This is a genomic window from Clostridium gasigenes (assembly GCF_017348895.1).
Classification (GTDB): domain Bacteria; phylum Bacillota; class Clostridia; order Clostridiales; family Clostridiaceae; genus Clostridium; species Clostridium gasigenes.
The window spans coordinates 3,985,550-4,006,952 of record NZ_CP071376.1; the positions used below are offsets into that span (position 1 = coordinate 3,985,550).

Genomic DNA, 21,403 nt, shown 5'->3' on the forward strand with positions numbered 1-21,403 from the left:
ACTTACAAAAGGGTTTACGCAATAAAGGAAATACATTTGAAAATGTGTTTTTCTCTATAATAGAACATACGCTATTAGGTGTATTGGATCATTACGGGCGCACCGAGATACGAATTTAATACAACATTTGTAGTGTATTTTTTACAATTTGAATTTATCTACTTGCTTTATCATATCTTCAGACATACTTTTAAAGTTTTCAACAGCAGAGAATAGATTTTCAGCTGTTGACCCCATCTCTTCAGATGAAGCTGCTATTTCTTGAGATGAAGCTGATGTTTCTTCTGAAATTGCAGAAATATTTTCCACGCTTTCTAAAATATTATCTTTTTGCTTATTAATATTCTCAGCAGAAGAACTTACTTCATCAATCTCAGGTATTATATTTTCTATTTTATCAACAATTTCTTTAAAGCTATGTAATGTAAGATTTACTGCATTTAACTGATTAAGTAATTCAACATTCATAGTATCGCTGTTTTCTAAAATAACTTTTGTATCAATAGAAACATTACCTAGTAATCCACTAATCTCATCAGCAGATTTTTTGCTTTGCTCTGCCAATTTTCTTATTTGATCTGCAACTACAGCAAAACCCCTACCCGATTCTCCTGCTCTTGCCGCTTCAATTGCTGCATTTAATGCTAATAAGTTTGTTTGCTCTGAAATATTATCAATTAAGTTAGTGATTTCATTTATTTTATTAACATTTTTGCCTAGAAGATTAAGCTTGTACCCAAATTCCTTAAAGGTTTTCCCTACGTTTTCTACCGATTCAGCTAATCCACTCATATTGTCATTACTTTCGCTTGCTATATTATTAATATCTTTTGTTTTTTGCTGTATTTGTATTAATGTTTGGGTCATTGTCTGAATTGATTTACCGAATTCAGAAAGTATTCCTGTTACATCTACAAGCTCACTCGCCTGTTGTCCTGTTCCTTTTGCAACTTCTTGTACTGCATTTGCAATATCTCCAGATGAACTTGCTACAAATTCAGCAGCAGAATGTAAGTCTTCAGTCTTATTATCAAGGGCCTGAGAATTATCCTTTATTGATAATAACATCTCATTTAAAGAAGATTGCATTTTTTGAGTTGAGCGAACAATATCACCAACTTCATCATTAAGATTCATATATTTTGGATCTACCGCTACTGAAAAATCGCCTTTTCCCATGCGTTTTATATGATTAGCTATACTTATTATAGGATTCGTAATTTTTTTCGCTATTATCATTGTTATTATTATACTTATAACTGCAAATATAAAAGCAAATATAAGTACTATTGTCCCTATACTGTTAGCACTAGCTTTAAATTCACTTGTCTCAACAAAACATATATAAGTCCAATTTAAGTTTGAATCTTCACTTGATGGATTTTCAACAATTACAGAATACTTTTTCCCATCTGCCATTTTCGTTTCAAAGGAAGAATTAATATTTTTCAAATCACTTAATTCACTTATATTTAACTCAGATATATTTTGGGATACTAAGCTTGTATCCTTAGGGTTTGCTAAAATAGTATCGTTTTTGTCTACTAACATTATGTACCCACTATTCCCTATCTTAATGTCTTCAATCAATTGTGTAAGGGAATTAAGATCCATCCCCATATTTATAACGCCTTTTTTATTACCTTTGGCATCTTTTACTGTTGATAAAGAAATAAGAGATTTATGCCCATCTGAAGAAATGTATACATCACTTAAGGTTGGCTCATCTGGACTTGTAAGGGCAAGTTTGTACCAATCTCTTGTTCTTGCATCATATCCATTTTGTCTAGCTGTTGTTGGATACTGAACATATCCACCATTTGACTCAACACCAACTGAAACACTTTGTATTTCAGGATGAGTATCTGTGAAATTTTGAAAAATCTTATAAACTCCTGTTTCATATGGATCGTTTTTAAGTGGAGTCATTTCCGTTTTACCTGAAGCATCCTTTTTATCAACATATGAAGTAATTCTTGAGTCTGCTTCTCGTATAAGCTCATTTTGAGCAATCATACTAGTATTTTCTTGAATCAACTCAATATAATTTTCTATACCATCATTTACATGAACTATCTGTTTATGCAAAGAATCTACGTAATCATTTTCAGTTTGAATTACAACCTTTTGATAAATTATAAGACCCATTAGAAGTATGGAAACTACAGTTAAAGAAACAAAGCTAAACACTAACTTTTTCTTTAAACTACTTGTAAAGTTAAATTTTTTTTTCATTTGATTCTCTCCTCGTATAATCATTAGTTTTTAATATTTAGTTTTTAATTTCTGACCAATTATACCAGTTAATATTATGCAATTCAAGTAAAACATCTCAATAGTGTTAAATTATATTTTAAAATTCATATTTTGTAATTTTGTTAATTAACAATTTTGTGTCAGACAATCTGACTACTCAAAATACCCCTTAGTAGCAATGTCATCAAGCTAATAATACACAATTTAGAAACATTAAAAACTTGCTATTTAAAAGTATCCCTTATTTGTTTTAATCCTAACCCTTTAACTTTTCATAATTCCTATTTAAATAAAAAAATATCCAGTGAAATTTAATAATTACACTGAATATTAACATCATTTAAATTAATAAAATATATTATACTTCCTTTACATATTCCCATGTTATTCCTTTATCTTTTGATCTATATAATGCTTCACAATTCTTATTATAATCACCATCTGAGCCTTGCCCTACCATAGTATTAAGAGTTCCATTTTCATCATATGGCATACCTGGAAAATCAAAAGGATTATAAGTTTTTCCATCCTTTAATGGGATTTTAACTGCTGGAAAGTCTACCTTCTCATAAGATGACCCTCCATCTTCAGTACGGTATAAATCGGCATGGCTACCACCACTATGTGATAAAGCTAAAAATCCCAGTTTTTCATTTATAAAAGTAATACCCGAAGCTCCGCCACCACTTCCCAAAAATGGATTTTCATTTACAGTCTGCCATGTGATCCCCCCATCAAAAGTACCATAGAGCGAATAAAATCTACTACCTGCTGCTGCTCCAGTAATTTGTAGCCTATACCCAGTTTTATCTGATAAATAAAACTCCTCTTCAGTATTTCCACTAGGTTTCTTGCTCCCCTCACTTGACTTCTCTAAATTATTTTCTGTACGTTTTTTATCTAATGAATCCTCCTTAAAAATATTTTCTAAATCCTTCACTAAATTATATCTAACAGGCATATATATGTCCTCTTTTCCTGGTACAAATAGAGAAACAGTATACCCTATTATTTCTGAAGGTGCATCATTAGGAGCTTTTATATTTCCATTTAAATCAATATACATAATCCCGTTTGTATTATATCCCCAACTTCTCTTTCCACCATAAATAATACCATACTCATTTTCATCCCATTTATTTACCGTTTCTTTAAGTGGAATCACATTCATTGTAGTCATTAATGGATTTAAAAGCTTATCTTCATTGTAATCTGCATTTACATAATCATCTTGATATACTATGATTTTCTCTGACTTATTACTGTCATAAGTAATTAAAAAACTCTTTAATTTATCCTTATCATCTTTTCCATAAATAAATGTATCAAGAGAAGTTATTGTCCCATCATTAGTAAAAGTCAAATCAAAATTACCAGAAACATATAATTCTTTAGGGATATCAATTTTTTCATTAATATCTGTAAAAATCCCTTCTATTCCATCTTTAAATATATTATTATGTTCTAACTTTACAGTTCTTTTGTTTCTTAAATCTTCTAAAACCCACGCAAGTTTTCCATTATAATTTATTGCAGTATTGTAAATTTTGTATCCATAAAATGATGTTACAGCAACTATAATGACTATAGCTATATAAGTCCACATAGTCTTATATAATGATTTAACTTTTACAGTTGCATCTGAATCTGTATTCTCTTGTGATACATTTAATGGTATTTTTATACTTCTATCTATGAATACTATTAACCAAATAAGATAGAAGAACATACATATAGCTAAAACTATAATATTATGACCAGTTCTACCAAATCTACACAAAGTATATAGTTCGTACATTGAAATACAATATATAAATATAAATAAAGGATTCAGCAACATAGATATGAATATTTTTCTTCTTGTAATTTGTTTATATTTTTTCATTTCATCCCACTCCCTTTATAATTTATTTTACCACATGTTTCCAATACCTTTATAATTATTTTATACTCACCCTGTAAATAGTCCCTTCCTACCATGTAGTTGCTCTAGGGGCTTGTCAGCCAAGTTTTACTACCTACTTCTAATCCATATTATTTAATAACTATATAATAATCATAACTTTCTGATAAGCAGCCTCTATTCTATTTATACTTTAGTGTAAAATATAAATATTAATACCCTATGAAAGAATATCAAACATTAAAATAATTAAGAGGCTACTAATAATATCTCTTCTATCGACTCTTATATTTTTATCTATTGTATTCACCAACTAGACTTACGAGTAAGCAACACTTATCAGAACGTAAAGAAAAAAATAGTTTTTACAGTAAGAAGCCACAACAAAATTTTGTTGTGGCTTTAATTCTATAATCATACAATTTTATATACTCTATTACAATTCAATTTTTCAAACAACTTGTCTCTATATAACTTAATAACTTTGAATCACATCCAAAATTACCAATTTGTATATTAGGTTTATTCTTCCCATGAAAATCGCTACCACAAGTAATTTTTAAATTATTTTCAATAGCTTTATTATAAAAATAATCTATTTGAGAACTTGTATGGTATGTGCTAAATACTTCTATTCCATCTATCCCTTCAGATATTATTTCATCTATAATGCTTAAATCACTTTTTAAATTATTACCTGGGTGTGCTATTACTGCAACCCCACCATTATTATGAATAATATTTAAAGTTTCTTTTAAAGAAATAAATTTTATTGGGACATATGCAGGTTTTCCTTTAGAAAAGTAATCCCAATAAAAGTTTACATATGGCATATCACTTCGATTTCCTTCTTCCACATAAGGACTTAAAATAGTAGAATTTCTGTTAGTTTCATCTTCTAAAAGTATTTCTGCAATTAATTCTCCTGTTACAACTCCATTGTGAGCTCTTCTAATCACCTCTGATTTATCTAATTTTAGTCCTGTACACTGTATTATTTTTTCTATTTTTTTATTTGAGGCTTGTCTTTCTTGATTTAAGATATTAGATTCTAACTCGTGAAAACATAGATTTTTGTAATCTATATTGTAGCCTAATACATGAAGATTAATATCTTTAAAGGTGCAATCAATTTCTATCCCTGGAATTACCTCTATATTTTTATTTTCAGCATACTTTAATGCTGGTTCTACAGCCCTAGTAGAGTTATGATCAGTTATAGCAATAACATCTACATGGCTACATACAGCCATATCTATTATTTTTTCAACAGTTAACTCCCCATCATCACTAAACCATGAATGAATATGTAAATCTAATTTTTTCATAAACCTTACCTCCTATATATAATTGATACTATAATAACTTATACTCTCTAATTAAAAATAAATATAAATTATACTACCTTCTTTGCTTTCATAATTATATTAATTTTCTCTGAACATATAAGCATAATTACTATGAACACAAGTAAGAAAATTGGTAATACACCTATACCACTTTTTAATGCAATAAACCCTAAAAGTGGAGGCATAATAGTACTTCCTATATAAGCAAATGCCATCTGTACTCCCATAATAGATTGTGAAATATCTTTTCCAAAACGATTTGGTGTATCATGAAGCATTGATGGAAAAATTGGTGCACAACCTAGCCCTATAAGTATTAACCCTACCATTGAGAAATATGTTGCTAAAGGTAGCATTAACATAGTAACTCCTATAATACATATGGATTGTCCAATTCTAATTAAAATATTTGATTTCAGTTTCATAGCTACAAAGCCGCTAATTAACCTACCTACAGTAATGCCTCCAAAGAATAAAGCAAGCCACCTTGCAGCAACATCTGGTGAAATTCCTTTATGATTTACTAGGTAACTACTCCCCCATAAACCAACTGTAGATTCTGTGGCACAATAACAAAGGAATGATACTAAAACTAATTTTGCTCCAGGAAGTTTAAATATATTAACATTCTCACTCTTTTTAGTATCTTCAGCGCTTTCTGCTATATTATTATTCTCCATTTTTTTCCACATTGGTAGGGTGAAAATCAAAAGTAAAACTACCAAAAATTGAATTATTGAAATTGAAAAGTACCCCTTTTGCCAGTCATTATTATTAGCTATAAAGAATGACATAATAATAGGACTTGAAGTTGCTCCTACGCCCCAAAAACAATGAAGCCAACTCATATGTTTAGCCTTATAGTGTAGTGCTACAAAGTTATTTAAACTTGAATCTACTGCGCCCGCACCAAGACCTAATGGAATTGCTAATATACATAACCATATAAATGATTGCGATAGAGAAAATCCAAATAGTGCACCGGCTGTCATTGTCACACTTACAAAAGTAACTTTGCCAGTGCCAAAACGTCTTATTACCTTGCTACTTAAAATACTTGAAACAATAGTTCCGGAAGTAATTATCATTGAAACGATTCCAGCACTAGATAGCTCAACTCCTAAATCTCTATGCATTATTGGCCAAGCTGACCCAAGTAATGAATCAGGTAAACCTAAGCTTATGAATGTTATGTAAATAATTATTAAGAAAAAAGTTCCCATAATGTCCCCCATTTTTTTATTTATTTGGATATCTATTAATTAAAACTAATGTTTTTTCTAATAGGTCTAAAGTAGATTTACTTATACCATTTTCAAAATCAGAGTTAAAATCTTCTGTTTTAGAAATTACTGGTAATGTAGTCTCTATTAATGTATATTTACAAGTTGTAATTATATTCTTTAAATAATCCTCATTAATAAATCTACCATAAAGAATAATTTGTTCTGGATCAAGTAGATATACTATTGATATAATTAACTTTGCTATAGCATTTGAAACCTCCTTAATGGAATTGTAATTAATATTTTCCCACTCAATTCCTAAAGGCATATTTTTTACTTCTCCAGCAAAATTTTTAAACCCAGTATAAATCTTTCCATTTATATAAATACCAACTCCTGGACTATATTTTTCTGGAAAATATACATATACTATAGCTGCATCACTTTTTATTTCCTCTTCATGCATATTGCAATACCCAATAACAGCAGCATTTACATCATTTTCAAACTTAACAGGAATGTTGTAACGATTTCTATAATACTCTGAAAAACGTACACCATTTAGATTTTTATAATCATTAGTAATAATGGTTCCATTATGTTCCGCACCAGGCAATCCAAATCCAATAGCCTTTATGGTTTGATACTTATGTATTAATTTATCTATTATTGGTTCAAAACTTTCTAAAACAATATGTTCTAGACTAAAATTTTCCTTATGAATACACTCTCCAAAAAGGTTTACTACGCTAGCATGTATCCTATCCTTTTCATTATCCTCATCTGTATATATAATAAGAACATGACTATATTCCCCATTGTAGCAATACCTATGAGCAGGGCGTCCACCATTTGATGGAATTACATCATCTTTAAACACTTGCTTTCCTTCTATAAGTTTTTGAAGAATAGAGCCTACAGTAACTGCGCTAAGACCAGTCACTTCTGATAATCTTTGTGTGGTTGCTTTTTTTTCATTTTTTAAATTTTTTAAAATAATGTTTGAATTCACTTCTTTCATTAATAATGAGTTTCCACTTAATGATTTCATATATAAATCCCTTTCTGTCATCTTAATTAAGATACTTAATTAAGTATCTTAATTAAGTGTAGCATCTATTTCTATCAATGTCAAAATATTATATAAACCTATATTCTCGTAAGTAAACATTTTATTAATTCATTTACCTTTCTTTAATTTTATACATCTGAAAATAATTTTCGACAAAAAAGAAACTGCAATAAAGTTTTAAACTGGTACCTATAGAATGGACAGTTAGAAAAAAAGTGCTAAACATTTATTTAACTGACTCTATTTTATAGGGTCTTTTTTTATTGTAAAATATTTTAAAGGAGGATTGTAGTTATGGGAAGAATCTATTTTACAGATGAACAATTGAAAGATTTATCAGTAAATCCATTTGTAAAAAAAGCTAGTAATAAAGCTATTACTTATACAGATGAATTTAAGGAGTATTATGTTTCTGAATATAATACCGGGAAAATGCCATTAGAAATACTACGGAATGCAGGATTTGATGTTAAGGCTTTAGGAAAACAGAGAGTTGATAATTTATCGCGCCGATTTCTAAGTATGGGAAAACGACAAGAAGGTTTTAGTGACTTAAGGAAGGAAACCTCTGGACGATTAGCTACAAAACATTTGACACCTGATGAACAAATTACACGTCTCAAACATCAAGTTAGATATCTAAAACAAGAAAATGAGTTTCTAAAAAAAATGAATTTTATAAATCGGGAGGCGCAATGGAAGTTCAAGCTAAAACAGAAGAAAAATTCAAAATAATTCAGCAAATGCTTTCACGGAATAATAATTTATTAAATATTAGTTGGCTCTGTGAATATGCAGGGGTATCTAGATCAGGTTATTATAATTGGTTATCTTCTAAAGATCATAGAAATAAAAAAGAGGAAGAAGATAGAAAAGATTTTGAGATTATATTAGCTGCTTATCAGTTTCGTGGATATGACAAAGGTAAACGTGGTATTTACATGAGGCTTCTAAATACTGGGGTACGTATGAACATCAAGAAAATAAGTAGATTGATGAAAAAATTTAATTTAACATGTCCTATTAGAAAAGCAAACCCGTACCGCCGAATGGCAAAGGCCCTAAAAACTAATAATGTTGCTGAAAATTTATTAAATAGAGAATTCACTAACTATGGGGCAAGAATGGTCTTATTAACAGACATTACATATATATCTTATGCCAATAGTCAAAGAGCATATCTTTCAACTATTCTGGATGCTTATACAAAGCAAATTCTAGCATATGTTCTAAGTGAATCTCTAGAAATAGATTTTGTATTAGAAACTGTACATATACTTATTCGTGAACATGGCATTTCTCTGACAAGCGAAACTCTAATTCACTCAGATCAAGGTTGCCATTATACTAGCGTTAAATTTCAAGAGATTATATCAAAGCAAGAAATTAGACAATCGATGTCTCGAAGAGGTAATTGTTGGGACAATGCCCCACAAGAATCCTTCTTCGGACATATGAAAGATGAAATTCACCTTGGAAAATGCAACACATTTAATCTACTGAAACAAGAAACTGATAATTATATTGATTATTACAATAACAATAGATATCAATGGAATTTGGCCAAGCTATCACCAAATAAATACTACGAATATCTAGAAACCGGTGAATATCCGATTAAAATCTAGCTAAACTAATTTTATATATTAATATAATTTAAAGCACTGGTAAATACCTACAAACGGTATAATACCAGTGCTTTCTTGTCATACATCTTCCATAAAAAATATTCCAATTCATTTTTTAGGCGTTTTTTTCTAACTGTCCTTGACATAGGGACCACTTTATTTTTAACTCTATTACAGTTTAATTGATCAAATAATTTTGTTTTCACCATTACTTGTACTTAGAAATGTTAAAAACCTATTTGGATCTTAGCCACTTGGGGGCTACTCCCCCAAGGAATTACTATTAATATACTCCCATATCTATAGAATATAAATTCAACTAAATATGACAGTATATTAATTATTTATTATATTGAGGTTCTTCTTGTTTTACAAAATCAAGTCTTGATTGAATAGATTGTTCTACAGTTCCCATTGTAGTTGCAAGTTCATTAAACATTTGTTTTGCTTGTTCATTATCTGTATCTAAAGAAAATGTCTTCATATCCGCACCTAATCCTTTAGCACTAGCTAATGCTGTTTCAAGTTTGTTTCCTGTTGGCATAAAAATCCCTCCTTTATAGTTTTCTACTACCCCTATATCTTGTTCATAATCAATTTTAATATTCATTTATTCATAATGAAATATATTCCTTTTAAAATCCAATCTATATTTATTAAACTTTAGAAATTTGTGTTTAATAATTGAAACAAATATATATATGTGTATATATGAATTAAAATTAAGCTTATTGGTTAAATTAAGTTAGGAAAGAATTTAATAAATATAAAGGAGGTTTTTACATGACTGCCATTTCAAAGGTAAAAGAAACATTGGCTACACTAAAGGGATCTGAGGCCACTTTAGGAATGTACTCATTACAAGAACGTGATAAAGAAGCCAGCACTATTTATAACCAGGCATCTAAAGAAATAAGTAAAATCAAAACAGATTTAGAAAAAAGAATAGGCGTTATGGAGTTTGAGGAACCCCAATACAAAGGCAACTAAGTGAGGTGGCATATGAATACTTGGTTAATACTATTATTTAATTCAATAGTTCTATTTATTTTAACATTTGTTATAACAAAATATATGAAGAAAAAGACATTAGCTAGGGCTACTCCCTTTGATTTTATTTCTTATGCCGTAATTGCGGTTATAATTACTTTAATTTCTTTAGATATAGTTGATAATATTTACTTTGGACTAGTTACACTGGCTGTTTGGGCAGTGATTCCTATTATCTTAGATTATGCTTCCATGAAAAGTAAATGGATTTATAATCTGATAAATGGTAAGGAAAGGGTACTAATTAAAAACGGTAAAATTATGGAAGATAACTTATCTAAAGTAAGAATTACAGGTCAAGAATTCCTACAAGAAATGCGTTCAAAGAAAGCATTTAACTTAGCCGATGTTGAATTTGCTGTAATGGAAACAACGGGTGATATAAATGTTAGTTTAAAAGCTGATAAGAAACCTGTTACCTCATATGATTTAGGAAAAAAAGTAGCACCTAAGACCGAACCACAAACAGTTATTTTAGATGGAAATATATTAAATGAAGGTCTTACTAATGCTGGATTAAATCGAGGTTGGCTTACAACTCAGCTAGAAATCAAAGGAGTTTCCATTGAAAATGTTTTTCTAGGTCAAGTAGATTCTTCTGGAGACTTATATGTAGATATTTTTGATGATATGATACAAGTTCCTAAAACACAGGTTAAAGAAATGCTCTATGCTAGCATTCAAAAAAGTCAAGCAGATTTTATGTCATTTTCTTTAGACTGTGACAATGAAGAGACAAAAACTATGTACTCACAAAGCGCTCAAAAATTAGAAGAAGTCATAAAAAAATTAGAACCATATTTATTACGTTAGAAGGTGAAATAAATGTCAAATATGAAAAAGAAAAGAATGACTACAACCCAGCTACAATATGATGAATTAGTAAATAGTATAGAACCTAAAAGACCTATTTTAACTAATTGTATTAGAGCCTTTCTGGTAGGTGGTACAATATGTACAATTGGTCAAGGCTTACAGTGGCTTTTTATTACCTATCTTAATTTTGATGAAAAGACATCAGTAGGTCCTACTTCAGTAGTTTTAATCTTTTTTGCAGCTTTATTTACTGGTCTTGGAATTTATGATCACCTTAGTCAATGGGCTGGATGTGGAACTGCTGTTCCGATTACAGGCTTTGCTAATTCTATAGCTTCTGCTTCAATTGAACATCAAAGTGAAGGATTTGTACTTGGAGTAGCTGGAAATATGTTCCGTCTTGCAGGCGCCATTATTGTTTATGGAGTTTTTGCTGCTTTTGTAGTTGCTACAATAAAAATGACAATAATATGGCTAGGGGGAATGTAAATGCTTAAAGGACATCAATCTTGGATTTTCAATTCTAAACCTACGATATTAGCCTCTGCAGCAGTTGGTGGCCCTTTCGAAGGCAATGGTGCTTTAGCTGATGACTTTGATATACTTTATGAAGATTTATGGCTTGGTCAAGATAGCTATGAAAAGGCAGAGCATGCTCTACTTGAGCATGCTTGTGAAAGAGCAATACAAAAATCAAAGATACAAAAAGAAGATATCAACTTTTTTTTAAGTGGAGATTTAATGAATCAAATTACTTGTAGCAACTTTACTGCAAGAACACTCGGAATACCTTATTTGGGAATTTTCGGTGCTTGCTCTAGTTCCATGGAAGGTTTAGCATTAGCGGCTCAATTAATAGAAAGTAAAGCAGCTAAATATGTTATAGCCGCTGCAAGTAGTCATAATGCAGCTGCTGAAAAACAATTTAGATATCCTACAGAATATGGTGTACAAAGACCACCTAGTGCTCAGTGGACAGTAACTGGAGCTGGAGCTGTAGTCCTTGGGCCAAATGGAGATGGACCAAAAGTAACTTCTGCTACCATAGGAAGAGTAGTAGATATGGGGATTTCTGATCCCTATAACGTTGGAGCAGCTATGGCACCAGCAGCAGTAGATACTATTGAAGCCCATTTTAGAGATTTGAATATCGATGCTTCTTATTATGATCTTATTGCTACTGGTGATTTAGGAAAAGTTGGTCATGAACTTGCTAATGCTTTATTAAAAAAACATGGCATAGATATGCCAACGGATATATTTACAGATTGCGGTCTTTTAATATATACAAAAGACCAACCAAGCTTTTCTGGTGGCAGTGGCTGTGGTTGTTCTGCTACTGTAACTTATGGGCATTTACTTAATCGTATGCGAAGAGGAGAATTAAAGAAAATATTAATTGTTGCAACAGGTGCCTTAATGTCTCCTATCTCCTTTCAACAAAAGGAAAGCATACCTAGCATTGCCCATGCTGTTTCTATAGAAATGTAAAAAAGAAGGTGTGAGTTAATTTATGGAAAAATTTATTTTTGCATTTATAATAGGTGGTTTAATTTGTGTTATTGGGCAACTTATAATGGATACTTTAAAAATCACCCCGGCACATACAACTTGTACATTAGTTGTAATTGGTGCAATTTTAGGAGGGTTTGGTCTATATGATCCTTTGGTTGCCTTTGCAGGTGCAGGGGCATTTGTACCTATAAGTAGCTTTGGAAACGCTCTTGTAACAGCGGCGATAACTGAGGCTGAGCAAACTGGTTTTATAGGAATATTTACCGGTGTTTTAAAGCCAGTAAGTGCAGGTGTTTCCGCAGCAATAATCTTTGGATTTATTTCTGCCATGATATTTAAACCAAAAGGTTAATCATATGAAAAAACATACTACACTTTAAATTTCTTTCATATGCCTAGCTATATTAAATAAATTTAAACTCCTACAAACTAAAATAACCCACGACAACACTTACATTATTATTGTCGTGGGTTTTGATTATTAATGCAAGCTTGTCCGAGACAGGTATTTTCATTATTTTTTAATTTGATTATAAACTTTTCAATTTCATAATTATTTAAATAAACCTGCCCAATTAAACCATGATGCCTATGTGTTTTACTATCAGAATGAAAATCTGAACCGGCAGTATAAAACCATCCTTTTTCCCTAGCTATACCTTTATACAATTCATTTTGCTCAACAGTATTTTCGGGATAAAGGGCTTCAATTCCATCAAAATTCATTTCAAGAAGGGGGGCAAGCATTCCATCTTTTAATCTAATTGGATGAGCCAAAACTACACTCCCACCAAAGTATTTAAGTAAATCAATACCAGTTTGAGTAGTAATCTTATTTTTCTCCAAATCTTTTCTAACATCTACATAGGTACCTATGAGTGTTTCTAAAAGTTTACTATTATCCTTTTTTGCATATCTTAATGCACTAATAAAATCTTTATCCTTATATATTTCATTAGTGAAGTACCCTAAAATATGAACCTTTTTTCCATTAAACCTTGTAGATAATTCAATCCCAGGTATAACATTAACACCTAACCATTCCCCTGCTTTTATTGCTTCTTCTACTCCTGACATAGTTTTATGATCAGTTATAGATATAGTATCAACATTACTTTCTTTAGCAAACATTATAATCTCAGTAGGGGTATAATCACCATCAGATTTTGTTGTATGAATATGAAAATCGCCTTTTGTGTACATTTTTTATCTCCATAGTAGTATTATTGTATATAATATTCAGCTAGCTACTAAATTGCACCATATTGTTAATAAAAATTTTATTTTTCAATAACACCATAAGCTATAGATCCAAATTTACTATTTCCATAACATTTTTGAATTCCTAATCTTTCAAACTCACCACTGCCAACTCTTTCTTTAATAACAACACGGTTTTTACAAACACGTAGTGCCTCCATAAGTGTCTCTTTTTTTAATCCTTCTTGATGTGCAAATGGCCTTAAAGCATTTATTGATACCGATTTTTTATTTGGTATTTTAAACATAGGGTCAAAATAAACCACATCAAAACTATTATCTGGCATACTTAAAATATAGTCTTCATAAGATGAATTAATAACATCTATCATATCCATAAATATTTTAGTTTGCGCGTCAACATCTTCATAATCCTTTAATCCGTTTTTAGTTATACAAGCAATATACTTATTAACTTCTGTGCCAACAACCATGCCATTTTCACCAACAATAGATGCAAATACTATAGCATCTGTTGCAAGTCCTAAAGTACAGTCTAATACCCTATCCCCGGATTTTAAATCCATAGCTTCAACCATAGGTTGATTCAGACCTTCTTTTATTGCTTTCATCTTAATTTCCGATGTATTTGGATGCCAAAAAAATGCATTATCTTCTCCCTTTAAAACAATTTTATCTTTTTCTACAAAGAGAAAACATTCTATTTTATTCATTTCACTAATTTTGTTTATACTATAATTTCCTCTTTTTACATATGGTATATCTAATTCTTTAGATATACCATATGCTTTATTTATTAAACTTTCATCGGGGTTTCTTGTGGTTGTAATTGCAATATTCATATTATTTACCATCCTAGCTTTTGTTTTTTTACTGTAAAACATATATTGTCATTATTAAATTCTATAAAGTAACTGCTTTATCAGCTCATCATTTCTTAAAAGAGATAAAGTATCTTCTATAATTTCGCAAGCAAGATATTCAATTCTTGAGAACATTAGAAAAATCTAAGAAGAACTCCTTTGATTGGTATAAGAAGGTCATTTGCTCTAATGGAGAAGAACTCTATATAAAGTAAAAAGCACCCTATAGAATAGACGATTTGAAAAAAGTCTATCTATAGGGCTTTTATCTATATTACAGTTCAATTGTTTAAATTATTTTGTTTTCAATAATACTTGTACCTAGAAATATTAAAAACCAGTGTGGGACCTTGTCCTGTGTTAATTTGCTAAGGTCTATGAGACTGCTATCATTTATAGCAACTTGTCTTTCTTCATCTCTAATTCATTAGAGTAACTAACACGTCTTCAAGACTAAATACTTCATTAGTTTCAAATACTTCTTCTAAGGTTTCAATATTCTCTTCTAAATGCTCTACATCCTTAGAATATGTATGAGCAATATCCACCATATCTTCTTCAGTAAATTCCTTATTTTCTAAATACCTTATTACCGCTAATTCTTTAATCATTAAACAGCTTACTAACGCAATTTTTATTTTTGCTAAAACATCATAATCAAAAACAGCCTTCATAAAGTATTTGAATACAAAATAAACTAAAATCTGTTCAAAGTGATAGCTTTTATCCTTATAATAATCTTCAAATTTTTTATGAATATCTAAATAAAGTTCCTCATCATCTTCACTTTGCCAAAAATATCTTAATGCATCCTCGAGTCCTAAAGGATCATTAGGATTTATGTGCTTTAAATCTCTAAAGACTTTAAAAACTTCATTTATATTATTATATTTTCCACTTCCTTTTCCTTTTCCTTTATATTCTTCAATACTTTTAATAGTCTCATCAATAAAGCTTTGGTCTGAATATTTATTTTTCACTTTTTTTATATCTTCTATCTCATTTGAATCTATCTTTTCTTGAATTTCGCCTGCAAAAATAAGGACTAAAGCTCCTCTAACCTTCAAATCTAAATTTCTATTTTGTAGAATATCAAAAACTACTTTTCTACATTTCATAAGATTAATATAAATCATTTGATTTATATCATTGCAACTATTAACTTCTTCATCATTTTCTGTTAATTCAAATTCTACTTTTTTAGATGACCCGAGTATTATTCTTGCAGCTTCAGGACAAGATAAAGATATTCCTACTTCACGCAGGTTACCAAAATCTTCTAAATACCTTGGATATTCTCTGCATGTATAACAAAGACTATCTGCTCCCAGCTCCTTATATATATCGCATAACTTATTTTCATTTAAAAATGTACAGTTATTACCTTTTAACAGGAAAATATTTTCCTCTCCTTCAATAACTATTTCATTTCTTAATCTCTCTCCAAATTCACTAGCTACAGTTAAATACTGCTTATGTGTTTCATCATCAATTACTATTCCCCATCCAGCACAACAGGTGTCTTCACATTCAGACGCTATACATTTAAATTCATCCAAATAATCTGGTTTTGTTATCTTCATTTTCAACCTCACATCATATATCTATATTTACTATATCCTTTTATATCGCCTTCTGGTAATATATATAGCATTAATTATTCTTCTTTGTATTTCTTTAAGCTTCATATCTAATGATTCATATTCTTTCCACATTTCTAAATTAGATAACAATACAACTTCCTTATCCATACCTTCTAATTTATAGTTTAATAAATCATCTATCATATCTACATTGTTTATATTATGGTGATCTAAATCTATATTATAATTATAGCATAAGGCAATACCACTTTTAATAGGATTTCTTAATAATATCTATCATTAACCAAATGTCCAATGTAATTATATTTATTAATTATTATCTTAAACTTATTTTTATAGACAAAAAACTGCAATAAAGTTTTTAACTCTATTGCAGTAGAATCTCTTAAATTATTTTATTTTCAATACTACTTTCACCTTCTAATTTAATAACCTCCATGATAATTTTTTCATACTTAAATAACTATCCATGAAAATAACCGGTTCTCGATGAAACTACAACATAAGGTACTTCGGAACCATCTTTTACAATATATGCTTGGTATAGATTATCTTTCAAAGGTTCTAATCTAACAACTTTTTCCCCATATGCATCATATAAATCTTTTTTAAATAGATCTTCCCAGCCACTGGAAATAGGCGCGTTTAGATTTATATAGTTTGCAAAGCTCTCTAAGTCGTCAGTTTTACCCGCATTAGCTATATATTTCTTATATAAACTTTCAATATCAACTTGATCTAGGAATGTTTTACTCCATTTTATTTTTTGTGCTTCTGGTTTGTTTTCTTGATCATTAATAATATAATTTTTAATTTTTTCAGTGATATTGTTTTCTGAATAAACTTTTTCTTTTATGTTATCGTTAGACGGCAATGGTTTTTCTTGAGAAGCATCACCATCGTTTTTGGTAGAATCTTGACTTGATTTATTATTATCTTCTAATTTATTAGTACTATTAGCTGCTGGTTTATTATCATCTGCATTTTGCTTTTTCTCTTCAGCAATAACATCATTAGTATCTTTATCTACCTTCTCTGTATTATCATTTTTATCGTCATTAATTGTAGAACATCCCATTATTCCTATAGTCATTGAAGATACTAACATTGCTGCTAGTATTATTTTTTTCACATTCACTTATAACCCCACCTTTTTTTTGTTAAGAATTTTTAAAAATAACAGACAATTTTTAAGTACATTAATATAATTTATGAGTATATCATGTAATTGTACTACTTTCTCAGTAATTATTTTAATGAGTTTCCCAAAATAACTAGCCTATTTTACGCTGCGGCTCTTCGACTAGCACAAAATATTCTCAGAATCTTTGACTTGTTATTTTCTTTCAGTTCCCTTAGGATACTGCAATTCTAAACTCTCTAGAATTCTATTTTCGACGTTTTTTACCATATTTGTCTACCATTACAAATATATTTTACTACTTTTAGAGAAGTATTTCAATATGTTTAACTCATATAAAAAAGTTAGAAGTACCAGAAGAATATTCGAGAGAGGATAAAAATACTAATGGAATATCAGACCCAATTGATTTAAACAACTTAAAAGGAAAGGAGATGTCTAAAACATCTCCTTTCCTCATAAATATATAAAATATGACGCTAAGCATTATCTTATTACGCTAAATTATATCGTCTTCAGCTTTTCTCATTGTTGACTATTGTTTATTATTATCTCTTATTTATTCTTATTCTACTCTACTTGAAACTTTTTTTCAAGATATTTTGTAAATTAATATAATAATGTTATAATATTAATCAACAACAATACTAAATGATAATAATTAATGGAGTGATTAAATGTTTACTGAAGAAAGGCTAGAACATATCTTAAGTATTCTTAGTGAAACTGGTAGAATAAAGGTAAAAGAATTAAGTGAAAGGTTTAATGTTTCAGAAGGTATGATAAGAAAGGATCTGCAAAAACTAGAAAAAGCCGAGGCTCTTCAACGAACCTATGGTGGAGCTATATTAAATAGAAAAGTTTCTAAATCTAGCCATATAGCTACTAGAATGAGCGTGAATTTAAGTAGTAAGGAGATTATATCTGAAAAAGCTTTTTCCCTTATAGATAATGGAGATGTAATTTTTTTAGATACCTCAAGTATTAATTTTCTATTAGCTAAATTAATAGCTAATAGTACTAAGCAAATAACTTTAATAACTAATATGCCCTTAATACCACCTCTTTTTAATAATAATGAAACTACTAAGCTAATATGCATAGGTGGCGTATATGATAATAAATCTGGTGCAGTTCTTGGGTCTGAAGTAATTAATAGCATATCTAAATATACTTTTAACAAAGGTTTTGTCGGGAGTTCAGGAGTTAATTTAACTACAAACAGCGTAGGAACTGTTACACTAGAAGATGGTAATGTTAAGGAAATTATAGTTTCTAATAGTAAAGAGGTATTTTTACTTGTAGAAAAAGAAAAGTTTAATGTAGATGGTACTTATAGATTTTCTACTTTAGATGATTTAGATGTTATAATTACTGATTCAGACCTTACAGATGATGTTAGAGAAAAACTTGAAAAATTAGCTGTAAAGTTAATTTAATGTAATAGAAAGGATAGGAACATGTACTGGTTATAATAAAATATTACCTGTATATGTCCCTTATTATCTTGTTGCTGCATTTGCCTCTTCTCTAGTTTCACAAATGGCAACTAAATATTAAATAAAAAGCTGAAATAAAGTTAAAATATCTGTATTTTTTACAATTCAGATTTCTCAAATTTATACTCCATAAAATGGGTTATTTTATAGAATGGTTTTTTTAATATCGAAAGAACTATGAATATTATACAGTATATTATAAGTACTACAATACTTATATTTACTGTTTTCCAAAATGGACCTGCAATTGCCTCTCTAAAACCATTTATAGCATACGTAAATGGCCATAATGGATATAACACTCCAAAAACTTGTGGATTAGTTTGTATTGGATATATACCTCCTGCACCCGCTATTTGAAAAACCATTATGATAACAGCAATAGCTTTACCTACATTGCCCAATATTGATACTAAAGTAAAGATTATTATTGTAAAAGTAATTGATGTTAAAATAGCAAATATAAATAATAAAGGTAAGTTATAAACCTGTATCCCTAGTATTAACCAATCCCCCAATGTAACTATAATAGCTTGAATTAAGCTTAAACTAATAAAAATCATCATTTTCCCAAAATGTCTTTGCAACATATTAGGCTGCGGTCCCACCTCAAAATCTTCGCAAGTTGTTGTTAATAAAGCTCCTGCCAAAAGTGCTCCTACCCATATAGCAAGCACTGTATAAAACGGAGTTAATCCTATACCAAATACACCTGTGCCATATACATCAACTTCTTTTACTTCTATGGGAGAAGCTATAAAGCTAGCTACTTCCTCTGGATTTTTTCCCATTATATCAATAATATTATTTAAACTATTTTCATTCAACCCGTTTAATTTATTATTTAAGTCTGTTACCTCAGTTTGTATTAATGTTATTTTACTATTTAACTCATTTGCAGCCTTTACAGCTTCATTACTAGATGCTATACCATAATTAGCCAAAGCATTTAATTGTGGCACTATAATTTTTGTTGTTTCTAATATTAAATTCAGCTCATCTAAGCTGGAATTAGTAATACTTGCAATATTATTAATTGTAGCTGTCCCACTCTTATAAAATTCATTAGATACCTTTGATATTCTATTTATTAATTCATCATTAATTTTCATCACTGAATCTATATCCCTAGACTTCTTATCACTTATTTCGCCTTTATTAAATTCATCTTTTAAATTATTTAAGGCAATTTCCTCTTGTGCCAGCTCTTCTTTAATGTTATTAAGTGATGCTACTAGTGAATTTAAGTGTTCATTATCAATAGTTGAGTTAATTCCTTGCACCTCTTTAATTGTAGAATCCACTAAATTTTCTAGGGTTTCTTTATAACTTTCTAATTGCTTAATACTTTTATTAATTTCATATTCTGGAGTTAATGGATTCTTAATATTCTTAAGCAAAGTATCTACTTTCTGTGATACTACTTGTAATTGCATAATATCCCCATTAATATTACCATTAACGGTAGCCAAATTACTTTTGGTTTCAGTCACTAACTTTTTACTTGCTTCTGTTACATTTTGCAAATTATTTATTTGATCTGTAATAAGTGGTAAATCATTTTTAATACTTGCTATATACTTACTTAAATCTTGAGCATTTTTAGAAGAACTATCTATATACCCTTTAATATTTATCAAATTTTCATTAGCTGTATCTACTACATTTTTAAGTCCTAGCACCTTTACACTAGTATTATCTAAATGCAATCCTACCTTGTTTAATTCATCAAAAGTTTTTTCATTAACGGTTTTTACAAAGTTTAATTTTATTTCTTTAGTTAACTTATCCTTAGCTACAGTAGTAATTTTAGTAGCAATTGCATTAGTCTTTTCATTTGCTTTATAAATTATATTGGGCTTTTTAGGATTACTTGTAGTTAAACTTACTAACCCACTTGAAAAATTTTGTGGAATTTCTATAATAGCATAATATTTTCCTTCATTTAAATCATTATTAGCTTGCCACTCATCTATTACTTCCCACTTTATTGATTTATTTTTTTTAAGGTTTTCTATTACTTGATCTCCAACATTTACTTCTGTTGAATTTATTAGTGTCCCATCATCTTTATTTATTACTGCTACTGGTAAATCACCGGTATTTGCATAGGGGTCCCAACAGGCTGCAATATTTATCCAAGCATATAGTGATGGTATAATACAAAGTCCAATTATTACTATCACAGCTGCATAATTTTTTTTAATTTTTATTAAATCTCTTTTGAATATTTTAAATAACATTTTCATGATTTCACCTC

The 21,403-nt window shown here is 29.5% G+C and carries 20 protein-coding genes; 8 read left to right on the forward strand and 12 right to left on the reverse strand.

Going from position 1 to position 21,403, the window contains the following annotated elements; genetic code table 11:
* Positions 1-141: 141 nt before the first annotated feature.
* The 5 genes from J1C67_RS18690 to J1C67_RS18710 all read right to left on the reverse strand — a co-directional run bounded on the left by J1C67_RS18690 (position 142) and on the right by J1C67_RS18710 (position 7,785).
* A complete protein-coding gene (locus J1C67_RS18690; protein WP_167867681.1) occupies positions 142-2,235 on the reverse strand; it encodes a methyl-accepting chemotaxis protein in 2,094 nt (697 codons plus the stop codon).
* A gap of 379 nt (positions 2,236-2,614) precedes the next feature.
* Entirely contained in the window at positions 2,615-4,141 is a 1,527-nt protein-coding gene (locus J1C67_RS18695; protein ID WP_167867680.1) for a WD40/YVTN/BNR-like repeat-containing protein, read from the reverse strand.
* Positions 4,142-4,602: 461 nt separating this feature from the next.
* Positions 4,603-5,487, reverse strand: coding sequence for a PHP domain-containing protein (locus J1C67_RS18700; protein WP_167867679.1), 885 nt, complete (start codon positions 5,485-5,487; stop codon positions 4,603-4,605).
* A gap of 68 nt (positions 5,488-5,555) precedes the next feature.
* A complete protein-coding gene (locus J1C67_RS18705) occupies positions 5,556-6,731 on the reverse strand; it encodes an MFS transporter (protein ID WP_167867678.1) in 1,176 nt (391 codons plus the stop codon).
* A 16-nt stretch (positions 6,732-6,747) separates the two neighbouring features.
* Positions 6,748-7,785 (reverse strand): ROK family protein, encoded by a 1,038-nt coding sequence (locus J1C67_RS18710; protein ID WP_167867677.1) that lies wholly within the window; start codon positions 7,783-7,785, stop codon positions 6,748-6,750.
* A gap of 315 nt (positions 7,786-8,100) precedes the next feature.
* Here J1C67_RS18710 and J1C67_RS18715 point away from each other — a divergent pair, with 315 nt between their 5' ends.
* Both J1C67_RS18715 and J1C67_RS18720 read left to right on the forward strand, forming a co-directional pair.
* Complete coding sequence (locus J1C67_RS18715) at positions 8,101-8,541, forward strand: HTH domain-containing protein (RefSeq protein ID WP_167867717.1); 441 nt, start codon at positions 8,101-8,103, stop codon at positions 8,539-8,541.
* A complete protein-coding gene (locus J1C67_RS18720) occupies positions 8,502-9,434 on the forward strand; it encodes an IS3 family transposase (RefSeq protein WP_207253499.1) in 933 nt (310 codons plus the stop codon). Before J1C67_RS18715 ends, J1C67_RS18720 begins: the two co-directional genes overlap by 40 nt.
* Before the next feature lie 340 nt (positions 9,435-9,774).
* Here the strand turns inward: J1C67_RS18720 and J1C67_RS18725 are convergent, their stop codons facing one another.
* Positions 9,775-9,978 (reverse strand): DUF1657 domain-containing protein, encoded by a 204-nt coding sequence (locus J1C67_RS18725; protein WP_089973548.1) that lies wholly within the window; start codon positions 9,976-9,978, stop codon positions 9,775-9,777.
* Positions 9,979-10,217: 239 nt separating this feature from the next.
* On the opposite strand from J1C67_RS18725, the gene J1C67_RS18730 reads away from it, so the two are divergent.
* Genes J1C67_RS18730 through spoVAE form a run of 5 tightly spaced genes read left to right on the forward strand, consistent with a single transcriptional unit; the run spans position 10,218 to position 13,167 of the window.
* Positions 10,218-10,424 carry a DUF1657 domain-containing protein gene (locus J1C67_RS18730; RefSeq protein ID WP_089973545.1) on the forward strand — a complete coding sequence of 69 codons (207 nt, stop codon included), beginning with the start codon at positions 10,218-10,220 and terminating at the stop codon, positions 10,422-10,424.
* 12 nt (positions 10,425-10,436) lie between these two features.
* Entirely contained in the window at positions 10,437-11,297 is an 861-nt protein-coding gene (locus tag J1C67_RS18735) for a DUF421 domain-containing protein (RefSeq protein WP_167867396.1), read from the forward strand.
* Between the two features lie 12 nt (positions 11,298-11,309).
* Positions 11,310-11,789, forward strand: a complete 480-nt coding sequence (gene spoVAC, locus J1C67_RS18740) for a stage V sporulation protein AC (protein ID WP_089973540.1) — start codon at positions 11,310-11,312, stop codon at positions 11,787-11,789.
* A complete protein-coding gene (gene spoVAD / locus J1C67_RS18745; protein ID WP_167867397.1) occupies positions 11,790-12,791 on the forward strand; it encodes a stage V sporulation protein AD in 1,002 nt (333 codons plus the stop codon). It begins immediately after the preceding gene.
* 22 nt (positions 12,792-12,813) lie between these two features.
* The gene (gene spoVAE / locus J1C67_RS18750) at positions 12,814-13,167 is read left to right on the forward strand and encodes a stage V sporulation protein AE (protein WP_089973535.1); all 354 of its coding nucleotides are present in this window, start codon (positions 12,814-12,816) and stop codon (positions 13,165-13,167) included.
* A gap of 107 nt (positions 13,168-13,274) precedes the next feature.
* Here the strand turns inward: spoVAE and J1C67_RS18755 are convergent, their stop codons facing one another.
* The 5 genes from J1C67_RS18755 to J1C67_RS19590 all read right to left on the reverse strand — a co-directional run bounded on the left by J1C67_RS18755 (position 13,275) and on the right by J1C67_RS19590 (position 17,641).
* Positions 13,275-14,018 (reverse strand): PHP domain-containing protein, encoded by a 744-nt coding sequence (locus tag J1C67_RS18755; protein ID WP_089973532.1) that lies wholly within the window; start codon positions 14,016-14,018, stop codon positions 13,275-13,277.
* A 77-nt stretch (positions 14,019-14,095) separates the two neighbouring features.
* Positions 14,096-14,878, reverse strand: coding sequence for a class I SAM-dependent methyltransferase (locus J1C67_RS18760; RefSeq protein ID WP_167867398.1), 783 nt, complete (start codon positions 14,876-14,878; stop codon positions 14,096-14,098).
* A gap of 440 nt (positions 14,879-15,318) precedes the next feature.
* Positions 15,319-16,482 carry a flagellin lysine-N-methylase gene (gene fliB, locus J1C67_RS18765; RefSeq protein WP_167867399.1) on the reverse strand — a complete coding sequence of 388 codons (1,164 nt, stop codon included), beginning with the start codon at positions 16,480-16,482 and terminating at the stop codon, positions 15,319-15,321.
* 30 nt (positions 16,483-16,512) lie between these two features.
* Positions 16,513-16,776 (reverse strand): DUF6718 family protein, encoded by a 264-nt coding sequence (locus tag J1C67_RS18770; RefSeq protein ID WP_423738897.1) that lies wholly within the window; start codon positions 16,774-16,776, stop codon positions 16,513-16,515.
* A 190-nt stretch (positions 16,777-16,966) separates the two neighbouring features.
* Positions 16,967-17,641: a hypothetical protein gene (locus J1C67_RS19590; protein WP_244980258.1), complete on the reverse strand. Its 675-nt coding sequence runs from the start codon at positions 17,639-17,641 to the stop codon at positions 16,967-16,969.
* A gap of 680 nt (positions 17,642-18,321) precedes the next feature.
* Here J1C67_RS19590 and J1C67_RS18780 point away from each other — a divergent pair.
* Positions 18,322-19,083: a DeoR/GlpR family DNA-binding transcription regulator gene (locus J1C67_RS18780; protein ID WP_167867400.1), complete on the forward strand. Its 762-nt coding sequence runs from the start codon at positions 18,322-18,324 to the stop codon at positions 19,081-19,083.
* A 158-nt stretch (positions 19,084-19,241) separates the two neighbouring features.
* Here the strand turns inward: J1C67_RS18780 and J1C67_RS18785 are convergent, their stop codons facing one another.
* A complete protein-coding gene (locus J1C67_RS18785; protein ID WP_167867401.1) occupies positions 19,242-21,392 on the reverse strand; it encodes a YhgE/Pip domain-containing protein in 2,151 nt (716 codons plus the stop codon).
* Between the last annotated feature and the right edge of the window lie 11 nt (positions 21,393-21,403).

Coding starts and splice junctions, on each gene's coding strand:
- J1C67_RS18690 (WP_167867681.1), bottom strand. CDS start 2,235: ATGAAAAAAAAATTTAACTTTACAAGTAGTTTAAAGAAAAAGTTAGTG.
- J1C67_RS18695 (WP_167867680.1), bottom strand. CDS start 4,141: ATGAAAAAATATAAACAAATTACAAGAAGAAAAATATTCATATCTATG.
- J1C67_RS18700 (WP_167867679.1), bottom strand. CDS start 5,487: ATGAAAAAATTAGATTTACATATTCATTCATGGTTTAGTGATGATGGG.
- J1C67_RS18705 (WP_167867678.1), bottom strand. CDS start 6,731: ATGGGAACTTTTTTCTTAATAATTATTTACATAACATTCATAAGCTTA.
- J1C67_RS18710 (WP_167867677.1), bottom strand. CDS start 7,785: ATGAAATCATTAAGTGGAAACTCATTATTAATGAAAGAAGTGAATTCA.
- J1C67_RS18715 (WP_167867717.1), top strand. CDS start 8,101: ATGGGAAGAATCTATTTTACAGATGAACAATTGAAAGATTTATCAGTA.
- J1C67_RS18720 (WP_207253499.1), top strand. CDS start 8,502: ATGGAAGTTCAAGCTAAAACAGAAGAAAAATTCAAAATAATTCAGCAA.
- J1C67_RS18725 (WP_089973548.1), bottom strand. CDS start 9,978: ATGCCAACAGGAAACAAACTTGAAACAGCATTAGCTAGTGCTAAAGGA.
- J1C67_RS18730 (WP_089973545.1), top strand. CDS start 10,218: ATGACTGCCATTTCAAAGGTAAAAGAAACATTGGCTACACTAAAGGGA.
- J1C67_RS18735 (WP_167867396.1), top strand. CDS start 10,437: ATGAATACTTGGTTAATACTATTATTTAATTCAATAGTTCTATTTATT.
- spoVAC (WP_089973540.1), top strand. CDS start 11,310: ATGTCAAATATGAAAAAGAAAAGAATGACTACAACCCAGCTACAATAT.
- spoVAD (WP_167867397.1), top strand. CDS start 11,790: ATGCTTAAAGGACATCAATCTTGGATTTTCAATTCTAAACCTACGATA.
- spoVAE (WP_089973535.1), top strand. CDS start 12,814: ATGGAAAAATTTATTTTTGCATTTATAATAGGTGGTTTAATTTGTGTT.
- J1C67_RS18755 (WP_089973532.1), bottom strand. CDS start 14,018: ATGTACACAAAAGGCGATTTTCATATTCATACAACAAAATCTGATGGT.
- J1C67_RS18760 (WP_167867398.1), bottom strand. CDS start 14,878: ATGAATATTGCAATTACAACCACAAGAAACCCCGATGAAAGTTTAATA.
- fliB (WP_167867399.1), bottom strand. CDS start 16,482: ATGAAGATAACAAAACCAGATTATTTGGATGAATTTAAATGTATAGCG.
- J1C67_RS18780 (WP_167867400.1), top strand. CDS start 18,322: ATGTTTACTGAAGAAAGGCTAGAACATATCTTAAGTATTCTTAGTGAA.
- J1C67_RS18785 (WP_167867401.1), bottom strand. CDS start 21,392: ATGAAAATGTTATTTAAAATATTCAAAAGAGATTTAATAAAAATTAAA.